This window comes from Williamsia sp. Y721, from assembly GCF_059683565.1.
Genome location: NZ_JCASNH010000003.1, coordinates 660,371 through 676,057, shown reverse-complemented (window position 1 = coordinate 676,057; position 15,687 = coordinate 660,371). Strand labels below are relative to the sequence as shown.

16 protein-coding genes are annotated in these 15,687 nt (G+C 64.2%); 5 read left to right on the top strand and 11 right to left on the bottom strand.

What is annotated here, in order from left to right; genetic code table 11:
* Positions 1-78: 78 nt before the first annotated feature.
* Together AC56PL_RS17865 and AC56PL_RS17860 are read right to left on the bottom strand one after the other, a co-directional pair.
* Positions 79-609, bottom strand: a complete 531-nt coding sequence (locus tag AC56PL_RS17865; protein ID WP_482139225.1) for an alkyl hydroperoxide reductase — start codon at positions 607-609, stop codon at positions 79-81.
* Positions 610-635: 26 nt separating this feature from the next.
* Entirely contained in the window at positions 636-1,223 is a 588-nt protein-coding gene (locus AC56PL_RS17860) for a peroxiredoxin (RefSeq protein ID WP_482139226.1), read from the bottom strand.
* 96 nt (positions 1,224-1,319) lie between these two features.
* Here AC56PL_RS17860 and AC56PL_RS17855 point away from each other — a divergent pair, with 96 nt between their 5' ends.
* Positions 1,320-2,258, top strand: coding sequence for a LysR substrate-binding domain-containing protein (locus tag AC56PL_RS17855; protein ID WP_495516664.1), 939 nt, complete (start codon positions 1,320-1,322; stop codon positions 2,256-2,258).
* Between the two features lie 7 nt (positions 2,259-2,265).
* Here the strand turns inward: AC56PL_RS17855 and AC56PL_RS17850 are convergent, their stop codons facing one another.
* Genes AC56PL_RS17850 through AC56PL_RS17835 form a run of 4 tightly spaced genes read right to left on the bottom strand, consistent with a single transcriptional unit; the run spans position 2,266 to position 6,905 of the window.
* Positions 2,266-2,715 carry a MarR family winged helix-turn-helix transcriptional regulator gene (locus tag AC56PL_RS17850; protein WP_497154644.1) on the bottom strand — a complete coding sequence of 150 codons (450 nt, stop codon included), beginning with the start codon at positions 2,713-2,715 and terminating at the stop codon, positions 2,266-2,268.
* The gene (locus AC56PL_RS17845) at positions 2,712-3,356 is read right to left on the bottom strand and encodes a DJ-1/PfpI family protein (RefSeq protein ID WP_497154643.1); all 645 of its coding nucleotides are present in this window, start codon (positions 3,354-3,356) and stop codon (positions 2,712-2,714) included. Before AC56PL_RS17845 ends, AC56PL_RS17850 begins: the two co-directional genes overlap by 4 nt.
* 58 nt (positions 3,357-3,414) lie before the next feature.
* Positions 3,415-5,925 (bottom strand): DUF3516 domain-containing protein, encoded by a 2,511-nt coding sequence (locus AC56PL_RS17840; protein ID WP_495516661.1) that lies wholly within the window; start codon positions 5,923-5,925, stop codon positions 3,415-3,417.
* Positions 5,922-6,905, bottom strand: coding sequence for a PAC2 family protein (locus tag AC56PL_RS17835; RefSeq protein ID WP_495516660.1), 984 nt, complete (start codon positions 6,903-6,905; stop codon positions 5,922-5,924). Before AC56PL_RS17835 ends, AC56PL_RS17840 begins: the two co-directional genes overlap by 4 nt.
* 298 nt (positions 6,906-7,203) lie before the next feature.
* Here AC56PL_RS17835 and AC56PL_RS17830 point away from each other — a divergent pair, with 298 nt between their 5' ends.
* Positions 7,204-8,292 carry an S-(hydroxymethyl)mycothiol dehydrogenase gene (locus tag AC56PL_RS17830; RefSeq protein ID WP_495516659.1) on the top strand — a complete coding sequence of 363 codons (1,089 nt, stop codon included), beginning with the start codon at positions 7,204-7,206 and terminating at the stop codon, positions 8,290-8,292.
* Positions 8,289-8,918, top strand: a complete 630-nt coding sequence (locus tag AC56PL_RS17825) for an MBL fold metallo-hydrolase (RefSeq protein WP_497154642.1) — start codon at positions 8,289-8,291, stop codon at positions 8,916-8,918. The genes AC56PL_RS17830 and AC56PL_RS17825 overlap by 4 nt, the downstream gene beginning before the upstream one ends.
* On the opposite strand, the gene AC56PL_RS17820 is transcribed toward AC56PL_RS17825, so the two are convergent.
* The 3 genes from AC56PL_RS17820 to AC56PL_RS17810 are packed head-to-tail and all read right to left on the bottom strand — an operon-like array spanning position 8,915 to position 11,758.
* A complete protein-coding gene (locus AC56PL_RS17820; protein ID WP_497154641.1) occupies positions 8,915-9,391 on the bottom strand; it encodes a hypothetical protein in 477 nt (158 codons plus the stop codon). The two genes, AC56PL_RS17825 and AC56PL_RS17820, sit on opposite strands and share 4 nt — an antisense overlap.
* Positions 9,388-10,614, bottom strand: coding sequence for a TFIIB-type zinc ribbon-containing protein (locus AC56PL_RS17815; RefSeq protein ID WP_497154640.1), 1,227 nt, complete (start codon positions 10,612-10,614; stop codon positions 9,388-9,390). The genes AC56PL_RS17820 and AC56PL_RS17815 overlap by 4 nt, the downstream gene beginning before the upstream one ends.
* 4 nt (positions 10,615-10,618) lie before the next feature.
* Positions 10,619-11,758, bottom strand: a complete 1,140-nt coding sequence (locus AC56PL_RS17810) for an SPFH domain-containing protein (RefSeq protein WP_495516655.1) — start codon at positions 11,756-11,758, stop codon at positions 10,619-10,621.
* Between the two features lie 92 nt (positions 11,759-11,850).
* Here AC56PL_RS17810 and AC56PL_RS17805 point away from each other — a divergent pair, with 92 nt between their 5' ends.
* Together AC56PL_RS17805 and AC56PL_RS17800 are read left to right on the top strand one after the other, a co-directional pair.
* Complete coding sequence (locus tag AC56PL_RS17805) at positions 11,851-12,573, top strand: DUF5642 family protein (protein ID WP_497154639.1); 723 nt, start codon at positions 11,851-11,853, stop codon at positions 12,571-12,573.
* A gap of 95 nt (positions 12,574-12,668) precedes the next feature.
* Complete coding sequence (locus tag AC56PL_RS17800; RefSeq protein WP_497154638.1) at positions 12,669-13,940, top strand: DUF4192 domain-containing protein; 1,272 nt, start codon at positions 12,669-12,671, stop codon at positions 13,938-13,940.
* Here AC56PL_RS17800 and galE read toward each other — a convergent pair whose 3' ends face one another.
* The gene (galE, locus tag AC56PL_RS17795) at positions 13,941-14,921 is read right to left on the bottom strand and encodes a UDP-glucose 4-epimerase GalE (protein ID WP_497154637.1); all 981 of its coding nucleotides are present in this window, start codon (positions 14,919-14,921) and stop codon (positions 13,941-13,943) included. It abuts the gene before it with no gap.
* A 12-nt stretch (positions 14,922-14,933) separates the two neighbouring features.
* Positions 14,934-15,617, bottom strand: coding sequence for an iron-dependent transcriptional repressor DtxR (locus AC56PL_RS17790; protein ID WP_495516651.1), 684 nt, complete (start codon positions 15,615-15,617; stop codon positions 14,934-14,936).
* Positions 15,618-15,687 lie beyond the last annotated feature (70 nt).

Sequence of the window (15,687 nt, the reverse complement as noted above, 5' to 3'; positions counted from 1 at the left end):
AACATCAAAAGAGCAGGGACCCGGTTAAGGGTCCCTGCTCTTTTTGTTACGTCAGTGCCTGCGGCAGCGAGGTTTTCGCTATCCGACAAGTACCTCGGCAGTACTCAGTGCTGCTGCAACACCGGCGATGATCGACGCGACCTTCAGCGATTCGAGAATCGCCTCACGCTCGACGCCGTCTTCGCGCAGGGTGTTCTCGTGGGCGGCGACGCAGTGGCCGCAGCCATTGATCGACGACACCGCGAAGGACCACAACTCGAAGTTGGCCTTCTCGACGCCGGGGTTGCCGATGATGTTCATCCGCAGTCCCGGACGAAGGTCGTCGTACTTGCCATCCAGGAACCCACGGCCACGGTAGAACACATTGTTCATACCCATGATCGATGCGGCGCCCAGGGCGGCGTTGTACGCCTCCGCCGACAGATTGTCGGCTGCTTCGTCGGCGATCTCCTTGAGGACGGTCGCGTTCTTGCTCGCTGCCGCGGTGGACAGCAAAGTGCCCCACAGCTGCTCGTCCTTGAGGACGGTGGTGCGCGCGATGGAACCCAGGTTGAGCTTGAGATCCTTCGCGTACTCCGGCAGTGCTTCTTTCAGATTATCAATGCTCATCTGTATTTCCTTCTACGAGCAGGCGATCAGACGCTGGCGGTCAGCAGTTCGCCGGCGTCGATGGTGGGATCGCCCTTCTTCCAGTTGCAGGCGCACAGCTCATCGGACTGCAGTGCGTCGAGAACACGGAGGACCTCGTCGACGTTGCGGCCGACCGAACCTGCGGTGACCGAGACGAACTGGACCTCATTGTTCGGGTCGACGATGAAGGTTGCGCGGTCCGCGACGCCGTCGGCGTTCAAAACGCCGGTGGCCTCGGCGAGTTCACGCTTGAGGTCCGAAAGCATCGGGAACGGAAGGGTCTTCAGGTCGTCGTGCTGTGCGCGCCACTGGAAGTGCACGAACTCGTTGTCGACGGACGCGCCGAGAACCTGGGCGTCGCGATCGGCGAATTCTTCGCTGAGCTTGCCGAAAGCGGCGATCTCGGTGGGGCACACGAAGGTGAAGTCCTTGGGCCAGAAGAAAACAATCCGCCACTTGCCCGCGTAGTCGTCGCTGGTGACGGTGGTGAAGTAGTCGTCGGGCTGCTTGGCGTCGACCTTGGAGAGGTCACCGCCGATGACGGCCGTCAGGTTGTAAGCGGGGAATTGATCACCAATTGTCAGCAATGGCATGAATGCTCTCCTTAGGGGTCTGTTAAAGCAGCGTGACTAATACTGCCCTGAATCCACTGAGAATGATACGTGATGAGTAGCACTATAGTGATAGGCATGACCGATCAAACTTATCAACCGACGATCGCCGGGCTGAAGGCGTTCGCGGCCATCGCTGATAAACGCCATTTTGGTTCTGCCGCAGAGAGTTTAGGAGTGAGTCAACCCTCGCTCTCGCAGGCCCTGGCGGCGTTGGAATCGGGGTTGGGATTGAGGCTGGTCGAACGATCGACCCGGCGTGTCTTCTTGACTAGTGAGGGCGATGCATTGTTGGCGCGGGCCGCTGCGGCAATCGAAGCGGTGGATATGTTCACCGCTGCCGCCGGTGGCGTCGCGCGACCGTTGTCGGGCACCTTGCGTTTGGGCCTGATTCCGACGGTGGCACCGTATGTGTTGCCGGGCATCCTGCGCAATCTGGCGAGTGAGCTCCCGGACCTGACGCTGCGGGTGGTCGAGGATCAGACCAGTCGTTTGCTGGATGCGTTGCGCCGCAATTCGATCGACGCGGCGATCCTGGCATTGCCCGCAGACGCCACCGGCATGATCGAGGTGCCGATGTACGACGAAGACTTTGTTCTGGCGCTGCCGCCCGGTCACGCGCTGGCCGGACGTAGCCGAGTGGATCCGGCCGCGCTGGCCGATTTGCCGCTGCTGCTGCTCGATGAGGGGCACTGTCTTCGCGATCAGGCACTGGAGGTCTGCCGGCTCGCGGGTGTCCGTCCCGACGTCGGACCCACCCGGGCGGCGTCCCTGGCCACCGCGGTGCAATGTGTCGAGGGAGGTCTGGGCGTGACGCTCATCCCGCAGACCGCGGTTCAGACCGAAACTGCGCGTGGGGCTCTGGCCATCGCCAGCTTCACCCGGCCGCGACCCGGTCGTCGGATCGGACTGGTCATGCGGGCCACCAGCGGACGCGAGGTCGAGTACCGCCAACTGGCCCAGGTGATCACGGCCGCCATCGTCGGATCGGGTAATGGTGCCGCGCGGCCGGTCTGAGGTCTCGTCAATCCGGCGGCGCGTCCAGGGATTCGAGCGCCGTCGACAATTCGTGGAGACCGGCCACGATCTCGCTCCAGCGCTGCGTGCCCAGAATTCCGTTGAGTCGAAACGCGAGTTCGGCATGCTGCGGATCGATGCCCCGGACGGCCTCGCGGCCTTCGGCGGTCACCTCGACGAGCTTGGCTCGCCGATGTGCGGGGTTGCTGCGATAGGCGACAAGGCCGGCTTCGGCGAGCAGGTCCGCGGTCCGCTGCACACTTTGCCGGGTGATTCCCATGACGCGGGCGATGTCCGAGACCGACAGTGGTTCGGGCAGAACGGCTCCCAGTACCTGCCATCGGGTGGCCGTGAGTCCGGCCGGCGTGGCCATCGCTTCGGCAACCGCCAGGAATTGACCGTTGAGCCGGAACGCGGTGAGGGCGGAGTCGCTGAGCAATGACTGCGGGTCGCTCATGCGGTTGCGGCCATCAGGTCGTGATAACCGGCCGGGTCGCCGCTGTACAACTTGACCCAGGCGGCGAGGGTCTGCGGGGAGTAGAGGTCGAGTTCGGCGAAGATCTCACGGGCGAAGGGCACCGGATGCATTGCGGCCGCGGTGATCAGGTGCCCCGGGCCGCTGCGGTCCGTGACGGCCGGTGCATCGACATAGCGGTGAGCGCCCGCGTAGCCGGTCCAGGCCAGCGCTTCTGCGGCGTTGCTCGTATGTTGCCGGTCGTCGAGGAGTCCGGCCTGGGCCATCGCGACCGTCGCTCCGCAGATACCGGCCACGGGCACACCCGCGCCGAGGAACTGACGGGCGGTGTCGATGAACTCGGTCAGTTCACCGCTCAGGTACGCCGAGGCGCCAGGCAGGATCAGCATTGCGCTGGCCGCCGGGTCGAGGTCGGCGAGTGTCAGGTCGGGAACGATGCGTAGTCCACCGGCGGTGACGATCGGCTCGGTGGTCGGCCCGACCGTGCGGACCTGGTAGGAGCCGGGGCGGATCTGATACTCGGGGTTGTTGATGTGCGCAACGGCGTGACCGGCTTCCCAGTCGGCGAGGGTGTCGTAGACGGCGAGGTGGACGGTGCGAGGCTCAACTGATGATGTGGTCATGACAACATGCTGTCACTATGACAGAGTGCTGTCAATGGCCGGTCTGCACCAGGTGTGCTCAGCCGGGGACGATCTCCATGTCCAGGAGTTCGGGTTCGTCATCTGCGGTTTCAGGCATCGAGAAACGTGCCAGCAGTGACCATCCGTGGTCGCCGTCCGGATCGTCGAGAACCTGTCGGGCGAGCCACTCGCCGTCGTCCTCGGTCAAACTGAACAGTGCCGGTCCACGCGCTTCCGGACCGGCCTGCACCGGACCGTATTCGTCGATGAAGTCGGCCATCTCATCGGCCCAGTCGAGATCGGGATAGCTCGCCTGCAGTCCGGACCAGTCGCGGCGCGACAGCATATTCACGAAGCGGAACATGGTGTTGCGCAGATGCACCCGGGTGGCACGTAGGTTGACGGGCCGACCGACCGGCGGTGGTGCGAGATCGGTGGGTCCGGTGATGTCGGCATCGGGGTGGGTGAGTTGTTCCCATTCGTCGAGCAGGCTCGAGTCGACACGGCGAACCAGATCGCCGATCCACTCGACCACGTCGTCGATCTCGTCCGTGCGCGCGGCATTCGGAATACTCTGGCGCAGCGTCCGGTAACAGTCGGTGAGATACCGCAGGACCACACCTTCGCTGCGCGCCAGGGAGTAACGGGAGATCAGGTCTCCCCAGTCCATGCCCTCTTCGATCATCTGACGCAGCACCGATTTCGGGCGTGGCGGTGTGTCGATGACCCACGGGTGTCCCTGCCGGTACATGTCGAACGCCGCGAAGATGAACTCGCGCTCCGGTCGCGGCCAGGTGACCTCGGAGAGCAACTCCATGCGCTCTTCGTATTCGATGCCATCTGCCTTCATCTGCGCGATGGCAGTGTCGCGGGCAGCTTTCTGCTGGCCCATGAGGACCGGTCTCGGATCGTCGAGGGTCGATTCGACAATCGAGATCAGATCCATCGCATAGGTCGGCGAATCGGGATCGAGCAACTCGAAGGCGGCAAGAGCGAAGGGGGACAGGGGATTGTTGAGCGCGAAGTTGTTCGGCAGGTCGACGGACAGGACCGCCATGCGGCCGTACTCGTCGGGTTCGTCGAGACGTTGCACCACACCACTGTTGACCAGTGATCGATACAGCTTCAGCGCCCGCAGGATGTGACCGCGCTGACGGGCCCGGGTTTCGTGGTTGTCCTCGAGCAGATGGCGCATCGAGGTGAAGCAATTGCCCGGCCGGGCGATGACTTCGAGCAACATCGAGGTCGTGACCGTGAACCGGGAACGCAACGGTTCCGGTGGTGCGACGATCAGCTTCTCGAAGGTCGCCTCACTCCACGACACGAAACCTTCGGGGGCCTTCTTGCGCTGGATCTTCTTGAGCTTCTTCGGGTCGTCGCCGGCTTTCGCCACCAGTCGGGCGTTCTCGACGTCATGGTCCGGTGCCTGCGCCACCACGAATCCGCGGGTGTCGAAACCGGCCCGGCCTGCGCGCCCGGCGATCTGATGGAACTCGCGGGCTCGCAGGTGTCGTTGCCGGATTCCGTCGAACTTGGTGAGGCCGGTGAACAGCACCGTTCTGATGGGGACGTTGATCCCGACCCCGAGGGTGTCGGTTCCGCACACCACGCGCAGCAGTCCCTGTTGCGCAAGGCGTTCGACGAGACGTCGGTAGCGCGGCAACATACCCGCGTGGTGGATTCCGATTCCGGCCCGCACGGTCTTCGACAGGGTCTTGCCAAAGCCGGTGCTGAACCGGAAATCGCCGATCTCCGCGGCGATGGCATCGCGTTCGGCGCGGCTGCAGATGTTGGCACTGAGCAGCGCCTGGGCACGTTCCATCGCCGAGAGCTGGGTGAAGTGGACGACGTACACCGGCGCCCGGTCCTTGGCGATCAGGTGCTCGATCGTTTCGTGTACCGGGCGGGTGGAATATGAGTATTCAAGTGGGACAGGGCGAGTGGTGCCCGTGATCGCGGCGGTCTGGCGGCCGGTACGTCGACTCAGGTCGTCGACGAAGAAACTGACGTCGCCGAGGGTTGCCGACATCAACACGAACTGACTACCGGTCAACTCGATCAGTGGTACCTGCCAGGCCCATCCACGATCGGGTTCCGCGTAATAGTGGAACTCGTCCATGACCACGACACCGATCGGGGAGTCGGGACCTTCGCGGAGCGCGATGTTGGCAACGACTTCGGCAGTGGCGCAGATGATGGGAGCGGTCGGGTTGACCGAGGCATCGCCGGTGAGCATGCCGACGTTCTCGGCCCCGAACTGTGAACACAGATCGAAGAACTTCTCGCTGACCAGGGCCTTGATCGGCGCGGTGTAGAACGCTCGCTTTCCCTGTGCCGCAGCGAAATACAGCGCACCGCTGGCGACGAGGGATTTACCGGAGCCGGTGGGTGTCGACAGGATGACGTTCGACCCACCGGCCAGCTCGATCAGCGCTTCATCTTGGTGCGGGTACAGCTCGATACCCCGTGCGGACCACCACGCAGTGAAGTCTGCATACAACTCGTCGAGATCAGGTCCTGTGTTGTCCGGAAAGACCGTGTGGTCCGGAAAGGCGAGTGGGGTGGTCACTGACCGGCGTCGTCCCCGGGCTCATCGCCATCCGTCTCGGTGCCTGCATCGGTCGGGTTGCCGCCGCTGCTGAGATGATCGGCCAGGAAGCGTTCGAGTTCGGCGCCGAGTTCGTCGCCGGTGGGCAGATCGCCTTCGGCAGCGAGCAACGATGCCTTCTCCTGCTGGGCCTGCGTGAAGGTGTCGTACTGGGTTTCCAGTGCGGTCACCACAGACTCGACTTCGTGGTTGCCCGAGATCTCGTTGTCGACCTGGTGGCGAACCTTCTCCGCCGCGTTGGCCAACGCCGCCAACGGCAGATTGAGTCCGGCGACCTCACCGAGGCCTTCGATCAGCTTGTGTGAGGCGGCCGGGTACTCGGCCTGGGCCAGATAGTGCGGCACGTGGACCGAGAGACCCGCGGTCGACAATCCATGCTCACCGAGTCGCAGCTCGAGCAGCATCGACGCACTGGCCGGGATCTTGAGCTCCGATCCCCACCGGGGGAATGACTCGATCAGGTCCTTGTTGTTGCCGTGCGCGGTGATCGTCGACGGGCGGGTGTGCGGGATACCCATCGGGATTGCGTTGAGCCCGATCACCGTCGACACCCCGAACTGATCGGCCAAACCGGTCACCGCCGCCACGAAACGTTCCCAACGCATGTCGGGCTCGGAACCGGCCAGCAGCAGGAACGGCTTGCCCTCGTTGTCGCGGATGGCGTGCAGGGTCAGCTCGTGCATCGCCACACCGGTGAACTGCTCGCCGGAGAACGTCATGAGCGGCCGCCGCGAGCGGTAGTCGATCAACTCGTCGGTCGAGAACGTGGCGACCAATTCTGAATCAAGACTTTGGCGCAGATGATCGGCGGCCAGCTTGATGGCGTGACCGGCGTCGGCGAAGCCTTCGAGTGCGTGGATCAGCACCGGACCTTCACCCTCGTCACCAGCCAGCTGTGGTGCCGGGAACTCGAGTTCATAGAGCGTGGACTTGTCGTCCATGGCGAACCTCCTTGCTGCCTGGTCGTGCGGTTGTATTCAACTATTGTCCCCCATCATCACCTTTGGTCCCAATCCCTGTGCCGGGCAGACCATTGGTTCGCACTGTGTAGACAGTTCAATTGGGACAACAGAACCACTCGGGCCGCGATTCCCGTTGCCCGTTCACCGTCGGCGAACGGACAACTGATGCACACATGTCGATCTGGGCATCGAATAGGGTGATACCTGATCGGGACCGATAAAAGCGGTGCGAAAACGAACTCGAACCAACAAATACCAAGTGCGGCGAAAGGTTGTCATGGCAGAGCAGGTACGTGGTGTGGTGTCGGCGGGCAAGGGTGCCCCGACCACGATCGAGACCATCACCATCCCGGATCCAGGGCCCCGGGATGTGGTGGTGCGGATCCTCGCGTGTGGTGTGTGCCATACCGATTTGGCTTATCGCGAGGGTGGCATCAACGACGAATACCCGTTCCTGCTGGGTCATGAGGCGTCCGGCATCGTCGAGACCATCGGTGATGAGGTCTCGCTGGTGGCGCCCGGTGATTTCGTGGTCCTGAACTGGCGTGCGGTCTGTGGTGAGTGCCGGGCGTGCAAGCGAGGCCGCCCGCAGTATTGCTTCAACACCCACAATGCGAGCAAGCCGATGACGCTGGCCGACGGCACCGCATTGACCCCGGCCCTGGGTATCGGCGCATTCGCCGACAAGACCCTGGTCCATGAGGGTCAGTGCACCAAGGTCTCCGCCGATGCCGATCCGGCGGTTGTCGGACTGCTCGGCTGCGGTGTGATGGCCGGTATCGGTGCGGCCATCAACACCGGCAACGTCGGTCGTGGTGACAGCGTTGCGGTCATCGGCTGTGGCGGTGTCGGAGATGCCGCGATCGCCGGTGCCCGATTGGCCGGTGCGACCAAGATCATCGCGGTCGACCGGGACGCCCGCAAACTCGAATGGGCCAAAGATCTCGGTGCCACCCACACGATCGATGGTTCGGTTGTCGAGGATGTCGTCGCGGCGATCCAGGAGTTGACCGACGGCAACGGCGCCGATGTGGTGATCGATGCGGTGGGCCGCCCGGAGACCTACAAGACCGCGTTCTACGCCCGCGATCTTGCCGGTGTGGTGGTTCTGGTCGGTGTGCCGACCCCGGAGATGACGCTGGAATTGCCGTTGGTCGATTTCTTCTCCCGCGGCGGCGCGTTGAAGTCGTCGTGGTACGGCGATTGCCTGCCCGAGCGTGACTTCCCGATGCTGGTCGATCTGTATCAGCAGGGTCGGTTGCCGTTGGAGAAGTTCGTGTCCGAGCGGATCGGTCTGACCGATGTCGAATCGGCCTTCCACAAGATGGAGGCCGGCGAGGTGCTGCGTTCGGTGGTGGTCCTGTGAGCATCAAAGTCGAACACGTCGTCACCTCGGGGCAGTTCAGCCTCGACGGCGGAACCTGGGATGTCGACAACAACATCTGGATCATCGGCGATGACTCCGAGGTGGTGATCATCGACGCGGCGCACACCGCGGCACCGATCATCGATGCGGTCGGCGGCCGGAAGGTCAAAGCGATCGTGTTGACGCACGGTCACAACGACCACATCACCGCCGCTCCGGAATTGTCGAAGGCTGTGGATGCGCCGATGTTGCTGCACCCGGGCGACACCATGCTCTGGGATCAGACCTACCCCGACGCCACTCCCGACGGCGACCTGGCCGATGGACAGAAGATCAGCGTGGCCGGAACCGATCTCGTGGTCCTGAACACCCCCGGACATTCGCCGGGCTCGTGTGCGATCTACGTTCCCGAACTCGATGTCCTTTTCTCCGGGGACACCCTGTTCTCGGGGGGACCCGGCGCCACCGGCCGCTCGTTCTCGGATTTCCCGACGATCATCGAGTCGATCCGGACCAAGATCCTCACCCTGCCCGCACAGACCAAAGTCCACACCGGACACGGTGATTCCACCGCGGTCGGGGAAGAAGCCCCGCACCTGGAGGAATGGATCAAGCGCGGCAGCTAGCTCTCGATTGCCGGTGGCGAACTCATCTGGGTGACCAGGGTCTCGATCTGTTCGAGGTTGATCTCGCCACCGGCCGACAGCGCCGCCGCCACGTTCTCCAGTTCGGTGACCGCGGAATCCGCCTGGGCAACCAGCGATTCGCGCAATCTGCTCGGCGATGCGGCGGCGGCGATCAGTCGATTGTCCAGATCCGTTGCCGCAATCTCGATTCGAACCCGCGCGTCGATGCGAGCGCCGTCGTAGTCGAGTTTCGGATCGGACCGCAGCAGCGCGAGAGCATCGCGGATCCGGCGGTGAAGCCGGGCCTCGGGATCGTGCGAACCAGCCCACGATTTCGGAGCGTTGGTGGTCTGACCGGGAATGATCTCGTTGGCCGCCAGGGCACTTGCCCGGATACGCCGGGTCATCACGAAGACCCCGGCCGCCGCTGCCACGCAGGCAACGAGGACCACCAGCACGATCGCCGTGATCATTTCAAGCCCTGCCAGGCCGCGACGACGCCGACGATGAGTATGAGCGCCGCCAGCACGGCAAAGACGATCTTGACCGTGCTCCACGGGCGTTGCCCCTGGACCTCACCGGTCACACCGTTGATGAAAACCTGAAAAGGGTTGCCGGCGTAGACGACCGTGAGCAGCCAGATCGGCAGCAGCACATGCTTGAACTTCAACGCGTTGTACCTGGTGTCCTTGTTGTTGATGCGCTGATGATCGCCTCCGATGTCCCGCCGGATCGCGGCGTCGATGCCGGCGTTGATCCGTGACTGCGCCACCGGGAAACACTGCTCGGCATCGAGGTCATAGGTGCGGCACAGATGCCCGGCAACGAACTCGGGACTGTACGGGGTTGCCTGCCCGGTCGGCCAGGGTTCGAGTTCATGGACCCGGTCGGTGTCGAATCCGGTGTTGGCCAACACCGCAACGTCGTCGAAGTTGTTGTGTAGCACGCCCGATCGATGGCTCCAGCGCGTTCTGGTCTCGGTGCGCCGGTTCTCGCCGCTGCCGGTGGTGACGGTGTAGGTGTCACCACGCATGCCGGTGTACGACGTGGTCGTGTCGGCGTCGTAGGTGAAGTACGCGGCGTAGATGCTCGTGAACGAACCGACTTCGCGGTACTTCTTGAACTCCGACGGCGCGAACCAGCGACTGTTGATCCATTTTTCGATCACCTCGCGGCCCTGCTTGTCGTCCACCTGAAACGGCAGGATCCCGTCGACCGGTAGCCGGAGCGGGGCGTCGTGGATGTCGTCGCGCTGGATCGGCGTGGCGCAGTAAGGGCATCGGGTGGCGGTGAGGGTGCCGCTGAATGTGGTTCGACCGCCACAGCTCTGGCAGATGATCTCGCGTTCGGTCACCGCCGCCGAGGATGCCGGCTGCTCGGCCATCAGGCTGCGCAGCGAATTCATCGTGGATTGCAGGTCGTGTTCGACGACACGGCGTTTCGGATCGAGGACGATCGCATGCGAGCGACCGCAACTGAGGCACAACAGGGCTCCGGTTGCCGGATCGAAAACCAGTGGTGCACCGCAACTGTCACAGGGGTACGTGCGGGTTTGTTCGGTGACCTGGAATATCGCGCGCTCCGGATCGGACGGGCCCGACTCCGGTACCGGCGGCATCGGAGGCAGCGGCGGTGGCGCCGTATCCCCGCCGTGGTTGTTGTCGGGCAAGGGCGGTGGGAGGTGAAAGTCAGCCATGTTCCTATGCCGTGGGGTTGTTCGGGAGCGGGGGAGGGGTGCTGAAGAGACCGGACAGCGCGGGCACGGTGCCGGCCGGCGCCCAGCCCGGCATGCCCTGGTTCCAGACGAGCGTCGACGCGGTCAACTGGCCGGAAGCGGCCGCGGCCTGGAGTTGAGCGATCGTGAAGGGGCCGGCCGGCTGTCCGCCGTTGTCGATGTGGAATGTCGCGGCGCCCGGCAGCGGCGGGGGCACCGGCGCCTGCGCGGGTTGCGCGGCCTGGCCACCGAACTGCCCGGCCATCTGGCTGCCGAGCGCAACGCCCATGCCCGCCGACATCATGTCGCCCATCGCGCCGCCACCCGGGTTCTGGGCAGCGGCGACCATCGCGTCGGCTGCCTTGCCCTGCTGGTACCGGCCGAGATCGCCGACGTTGTTGAGGAATCCGCTCTCCTCGACACCACGGGCCACACCGCGTGTCATCGCGGTGGTGATCTCGTCGGGCAGCGAGATGTTCATGGTGATCGAGTCGATCGACAGGCCGAACTCGTCATCGACACGGTCGTTGACGAAAGCCTGGAGCTTCTCCGACAACTCGACCTGGCGGCCTTGCAGGTCGATGACCCCGAGGCGGGTCTCCATGATCATGTCCGAGAACGCGAGGGTGATGACCCGGCGGATCAACTCGGTGATCTCGTCGACTCCCACCGAACTGTCCGTCCCGATGACCTCGCGCAAGAAGACCTCGGGTTCGGCCACCCGAACGACACACAAACCGTTGGCGCGGACCTGCACCATCGTGAAATCGGGATCGCGGACGGTCACCGGATTGGGGGTACCCCATCGAAGATCGGTGACCGGACGGGTGTTGATGAAATACACCTCGGAACGGAACGGGCTGTTGAATCCGTGCTTCCACCCCTGCAACGTGCTCAGCAGCGGCAGGTTTTCGGAGGTGAGCGTGTAGTGCCCTGGCCCGAACCGGTCGGCGAGCTTGCCGCGGTAGACGAAAACCGCTTGCTGACCTTCGCGAACGATGAGTTCGGCCCCGTTTTTGATCTCGTTGTTGTAGCGGGGAAAACGCCACGCCAACGTGGAGCGTGAATCGTCGATCCATTCGATGATGTCGACGAGCTCACCCTTGATCTTGCCGATGATCCCCATATTCGGTGTTCTCCCTAGCGATTCGGTTGCTCCCGGCGAGTCTAGTCGTGTCGCGCACACCAATGGGGCGGTCGCGATGGCACAGTGGGCGGGTGAGTCAGGTGTCTTCGAAGCGGACCAAGTCGCGCTGGGTACTGCCGGCAGCGTTGGTTGCTGCCCTGTTCCTCGGCGCATGCACAAGTGCGGTGGACGGTGACCCGGTCGCGGCTCCGCAGAGCGCGGAACTCTCGTCTGAACCGGGGGCCTTCCCGTCGGAGGAGATCGATGTGCGCGAGCGATCGGTGACCGCCGAGGACTTCCCGGCCGCGTACAAGGCGACCGAGGTGTCGGCGGACAAATTGGCCGCGGTGCTGGCAGATACCGCAGGGTTCCCTGTCGGCGGGCTGGTGTCTCCGGCGAGTTGTGCGCCAACCCCGTTGCCTGCGACGTCCGAGGAGGCTGTCGCCTTGACCGCCACCGGCGCGGCCGCCAATGCCGGCATCATCAGTGCCATCACAGTGCTGACCGATTCGCCGTTGTCGGAGTTGGAGGCGCAGCTCGAGGCGTGTCCGACGTACACGACCACCAATCAGGGTGTGACCTCAACGGTGACCACCACGGTGCTGCCGTCGTCACCCGCCGACTCGCAGGAATCGCTGGCTTTCCGGCGTGTCACGGTGTCGGGGTCGCTGACCCAGACGATGACCGCACTCGTCGGCCAGAACGACGGGGTGCGGGTCTACGTCACCGTCATGGCGCCGGGGTCGGGGCCGGTACCCGACGGTATGGCACTCGACGAGCTGTACACCACCGCGCTGGAGCGCTCGCGCGGCTGAGCCCGCCTGTGGATGGTCCCGCGTGGGGTGGATAACCCGTTCGATGGGGCAGTCGGCCTTGGTATCCGGTCTGCGATGGGACCGACCATCGCCACATGACATCTGACGAATACACAACTTCGGTATCGGGTCCGGGCGCACTGATCACGGCGGTCCCGGCCCTACTCGGCTTCATCCCGGACCGGTCACTGATCCTGGTGACCTTCGATGGTGACGGGACCGAGATCGGCACGACGATGCGCCACGATCTGGCGTTCGGCGACGACGGTCTGCCCACACCGCCGACGCTGGGCGTGATCGAGCATCTGGCTGCGGTCTGCGAATCCTACGACGTGGTCCGGGTGGTCGCCGTCATCGTCGACGACACCTATCCGATCGACACCGGTGAGTACCGGCGACTGGCCTCCATCATCCACCGGAATCTTTCGGCGACCGGCGGCCTGCACGGAGCCTTCGCCACTGCCGCCATCACACAGGGCAGTCGATGGCACACCGTGTGGGACAACCGGTCGCCCGGCGAATGGTCTGGGGCGCCGGTGTATTCGGGACCTCAGACGGGGTTGGTCGGCGATCCGAAGATCAGCCCCGTCGCCGTGGCGCGGGCGGTCAGCAAGGGCAGACGGGTGTTGAACACCCGCAGCGAGATGGTCGAACACCTGGCGCCGATGCCGCACTGTGGTGACGAGGCTTGTGACGCGCACATGCTCTCGGCGGCCGACGACCTGGCCTACCGCGATCTCGCGGCCGACCGGGCCGGTCGGAGCGGCAGCACGTTCGACGGCGAAACGGGTTCGGTGGACCAGACATTCATCGACCGATGGGTCTTGGAAGATTGCGTCGATGCGTTCGGGATGGGTGCGGTCGGGGCGCATCGGACACCACTGGACGTCGTGGCCGAGCACATGCGGCGCTTGCAGGAGCGAACCGATCTGGAGTTCGCACTGTCCGTGATCCACCGCGGCGACACCGGTGCATTGACCTGCGACGAACTACGGATCTTCGACAAGGCGCTGCGGGAACTCTGTGTCCGCGACGCGCTGATGGCGTTGGCCGTCACCGCACTGTGGATCGAGGCCGAGCAGGTGTGGGCGACGCTCTGCCGTCGGCTCCGCGGCCGCGGGCAGGCGGCGGCGGCGACACTCCTCGGGTTTGTGCACTATGTGCACGGCAACGGGACGATGGCCGGCATCGCCTTCGACCGTGCACTCGAGGCGAGTCCGGGCTATTCGATGGCGACGCTGTACAGCGATGCGCTGACCAGGGGGATACCGCCGAACGTGATCGGCGAGTGTGCCCAGACCGGCTATCTCGTCGCTCGCTCGCTCGGAGTGGAACTACCCGAGGCTGTGATGCACCCGGCGGCCTGATCAGACCGTCGAATGGGCGCGGACGCCGAGCGAGCGGGTGTAGTCCCAGGCGTCGGCCACGATCACCGACAGGTCTGTCTTCGCCGGATACCAGCCGAGTTCGGCGATGGCCTTGTCGCTCGAGGCGATCAGCACCGCCGGATCTCCGGCACGTCGCGGCGCATCGACCACGTCGATATTCAGTCCGGTGACCTCTTCCACAGCCGAAATGACTTGCCGCACAGAGAAACCGGTGCCGCTGCCGAGGTTGAAGATCTCGTGGCGGCCGGCAACGGCGGCTTCGAGGGCAAGCACATGCGCGGCTGCGAGGTCGTGCACGTGGATGTAGTCGCGGATCGCCGTGCCGTCGTCGGTGGGGTAGTCCGTGCCGAACATCTTGATGTGCTCGCGGTGACCGAGCGCCACCTGCAGGATCAGCGGGATCAGGTGCGTCTCGATGACCCGGTTCTCGCCGGCACCACCGTAGGCTCCGGCGACGTTGAAGTACCGCAGGCTCGTTGCCGCCAGGCCGTGCGCGTGTGCGTACGACGTGATGGCGTGATCGATGGCCAGCTTGGTGGCGCCGTACGGGTTGGTCGGCCGGGTGGGAGCCGACTCCAGGATCGGGACCGATTCCGGCTCGCCGTAGGTGGCCGCGGTCGACGAGAAAACCAGCCGCGGGGTACCCGAGATCCGGATCGCCTCGAGCAGTGCGAGCGACTCGACAACGTTGCCGTACCAGTACTTCTCGGGCTCTACGACGGATTCACCGACCAGCGACTGGGCGGCGAAGTGCAGGACACCGTCGAAGGACTGTCCCGTCAGGACACCGGCGGCGACGTCGCGGACGTTACCCTCGACGAACGCCGCCCCTTCGGGGAGCGCATCGGCATTGCCGGTCGACAGATTGTCGATGATGGTGACGTCGTGACCGTGTTCGATCAGGACTCGAGCGCAGACGCTACCCACATACCCGGCTCCGCCGGTGACAAGGAGTTTCATTGAGGTCTGGTATCAGACTTTCTCGACCTGGACGGAATGTGCCATCTCTTCCGAGAGCTGCAACCCGGAATGACCCGGAGTGCTGATCACGATCGAGTCCGGCAACACCGTGACATTGACGCGTGCGCTCGGAACGACGCCCGCTTCCTGAAGGGCGCTGATCAACTCGGGGTCGGCCTGTGCGTGCTCGGACAACCTGCGCACGATCACCGCAACCGGCTCACCCTGCGGTAGTTCGGAGATCCGTGTCATCGCCGTAGGTGCGTTGGTGGGGGAGTAACCCAGCAATTCCAGTCCCGGAATCGGATTGCCGTACGGCGACGTCGTCGGATGGTCGAGGACCTCGAGCAGCCTGCGCTCGACGTTCTCACTCATCACGTGCTCCCAGCGGCATGCCTCGGCATGTACGTCTTCCCAGGGCATCCCGATGACGTCGACCAGGAGCCGTTCGGCCAGGCGGTGCTTGCGCATCACGGACGTGGCCAGGTTGCGACCTTTGTCGGTCAGTTCGAGGTGCCGGTCTCCGGCGACGAGTACCAGGCCGTCGCGCTCCATCCGCGCTACGGTTTGTGACACGGTCGGCCCGCTCTGCTCGAGACGTTCGGCGATCCGTGCCCGAAGGGGAACAATGCCTTCTTCTTCGAGGTCGTAGATCGTCCGGAGATACATCTCAGTCGTATCGATCAGTTCGTTCACGATCTCCATCCCTTTCGTCTTGACCCAGGTTACCCGCCCGGAAGGGTGTTGTTGGTAGCGCCGCGGGAGG

Excerpts from the sequence above, each read along its gene's own strand:
- AC56PL_RS17820 (WP_497154641.1), bottom strand. The coding sequence starts at position 9,391 with ATGATCACGGCGATCGTGCTGGTGGTCCTCGTTGCCTGCGTGGCAGCG.
- AC56PL_RS17860 (WP_482139226.1), bottom strand. The coding sequence starts at position 1,223 with ATGCCATTGCTGACAATTGGTGATCAATTCCCCGCTTACAACCTGACG.
- AC56PL_RS17815 (WP_497154640.1), bottom strand. The coding sequence starts at position 10,614 with ATGGCTGACTTTCACCTCCCACCGCCCTTGCCCGACAACAACCACGGC.
- AC56PL_RS17800 (WP_497154638.1), top strand. The coding sequence starts at position 12,669 with ATGACATCTGACGAATACACAACTTCGGTATCGGGTCCGGGCGCACTG.
- AC56PL_RS17850 (WP_497154644.1), bottom strand. The coding sequence starts at position 2,715 with ATGAGCGACCCGCAGTCATTGCTCAGCGACTCCGCCCTCACCGCGTTC.
- AC56PL_RS17845 (WP_497154643.1), bottom strand. The coding sequence starts at position 3,356 with ATGACCACATCATCAGTTGAGCCTCGCACCGTCCACCTCGCCGTCTAC.
- AC56PL_RS17835 (WP_495516660.1), bottom strand. The coding sequence starts at position 6,905 with ATGGACGACAAGTCCACGCTCTATGAACTCGAGTTCCCGGCACCACAG.
- AC56PL_RS17865 (WP_482139225.1), bottom strand. The coding sequence starts at position 609 with ATGAGCATTGATAATCTGAAAGAAGCACTGCCGGAGTACGCGAAGGAT.
- AC56PL_RS17855 (WP_495516664.1), top strand. The coding sequence starts at position 1,320 with ATGACCGATCAAACTTATCAACCGACGATCGCCGGGCTGAAGGCGTTC.
- AC56PL_RS17830 (WP_495516659.1), top strand. The coding sequence starts at position 7,204 with ATGGCAGAGCAGGTACGTGGTGTGGTGTCGGCGGGCAAGGGTGCCCCG.
- AC56PL_RS17810 (WP_495516655.1), bottom strand. The coding sequence starts at position 11,758 with ATGGGGATCATCGGCAAGATCAAGGGTGAGCTCGTCGACATCATCGAA.
- galE (WP_497154637.1), bottom strand. The coding sequence starts at position 14,921 with ATGAAACTCCTTGTCACCGGCGGAGCCGGGTATGTGGGTAGCGTCTGC.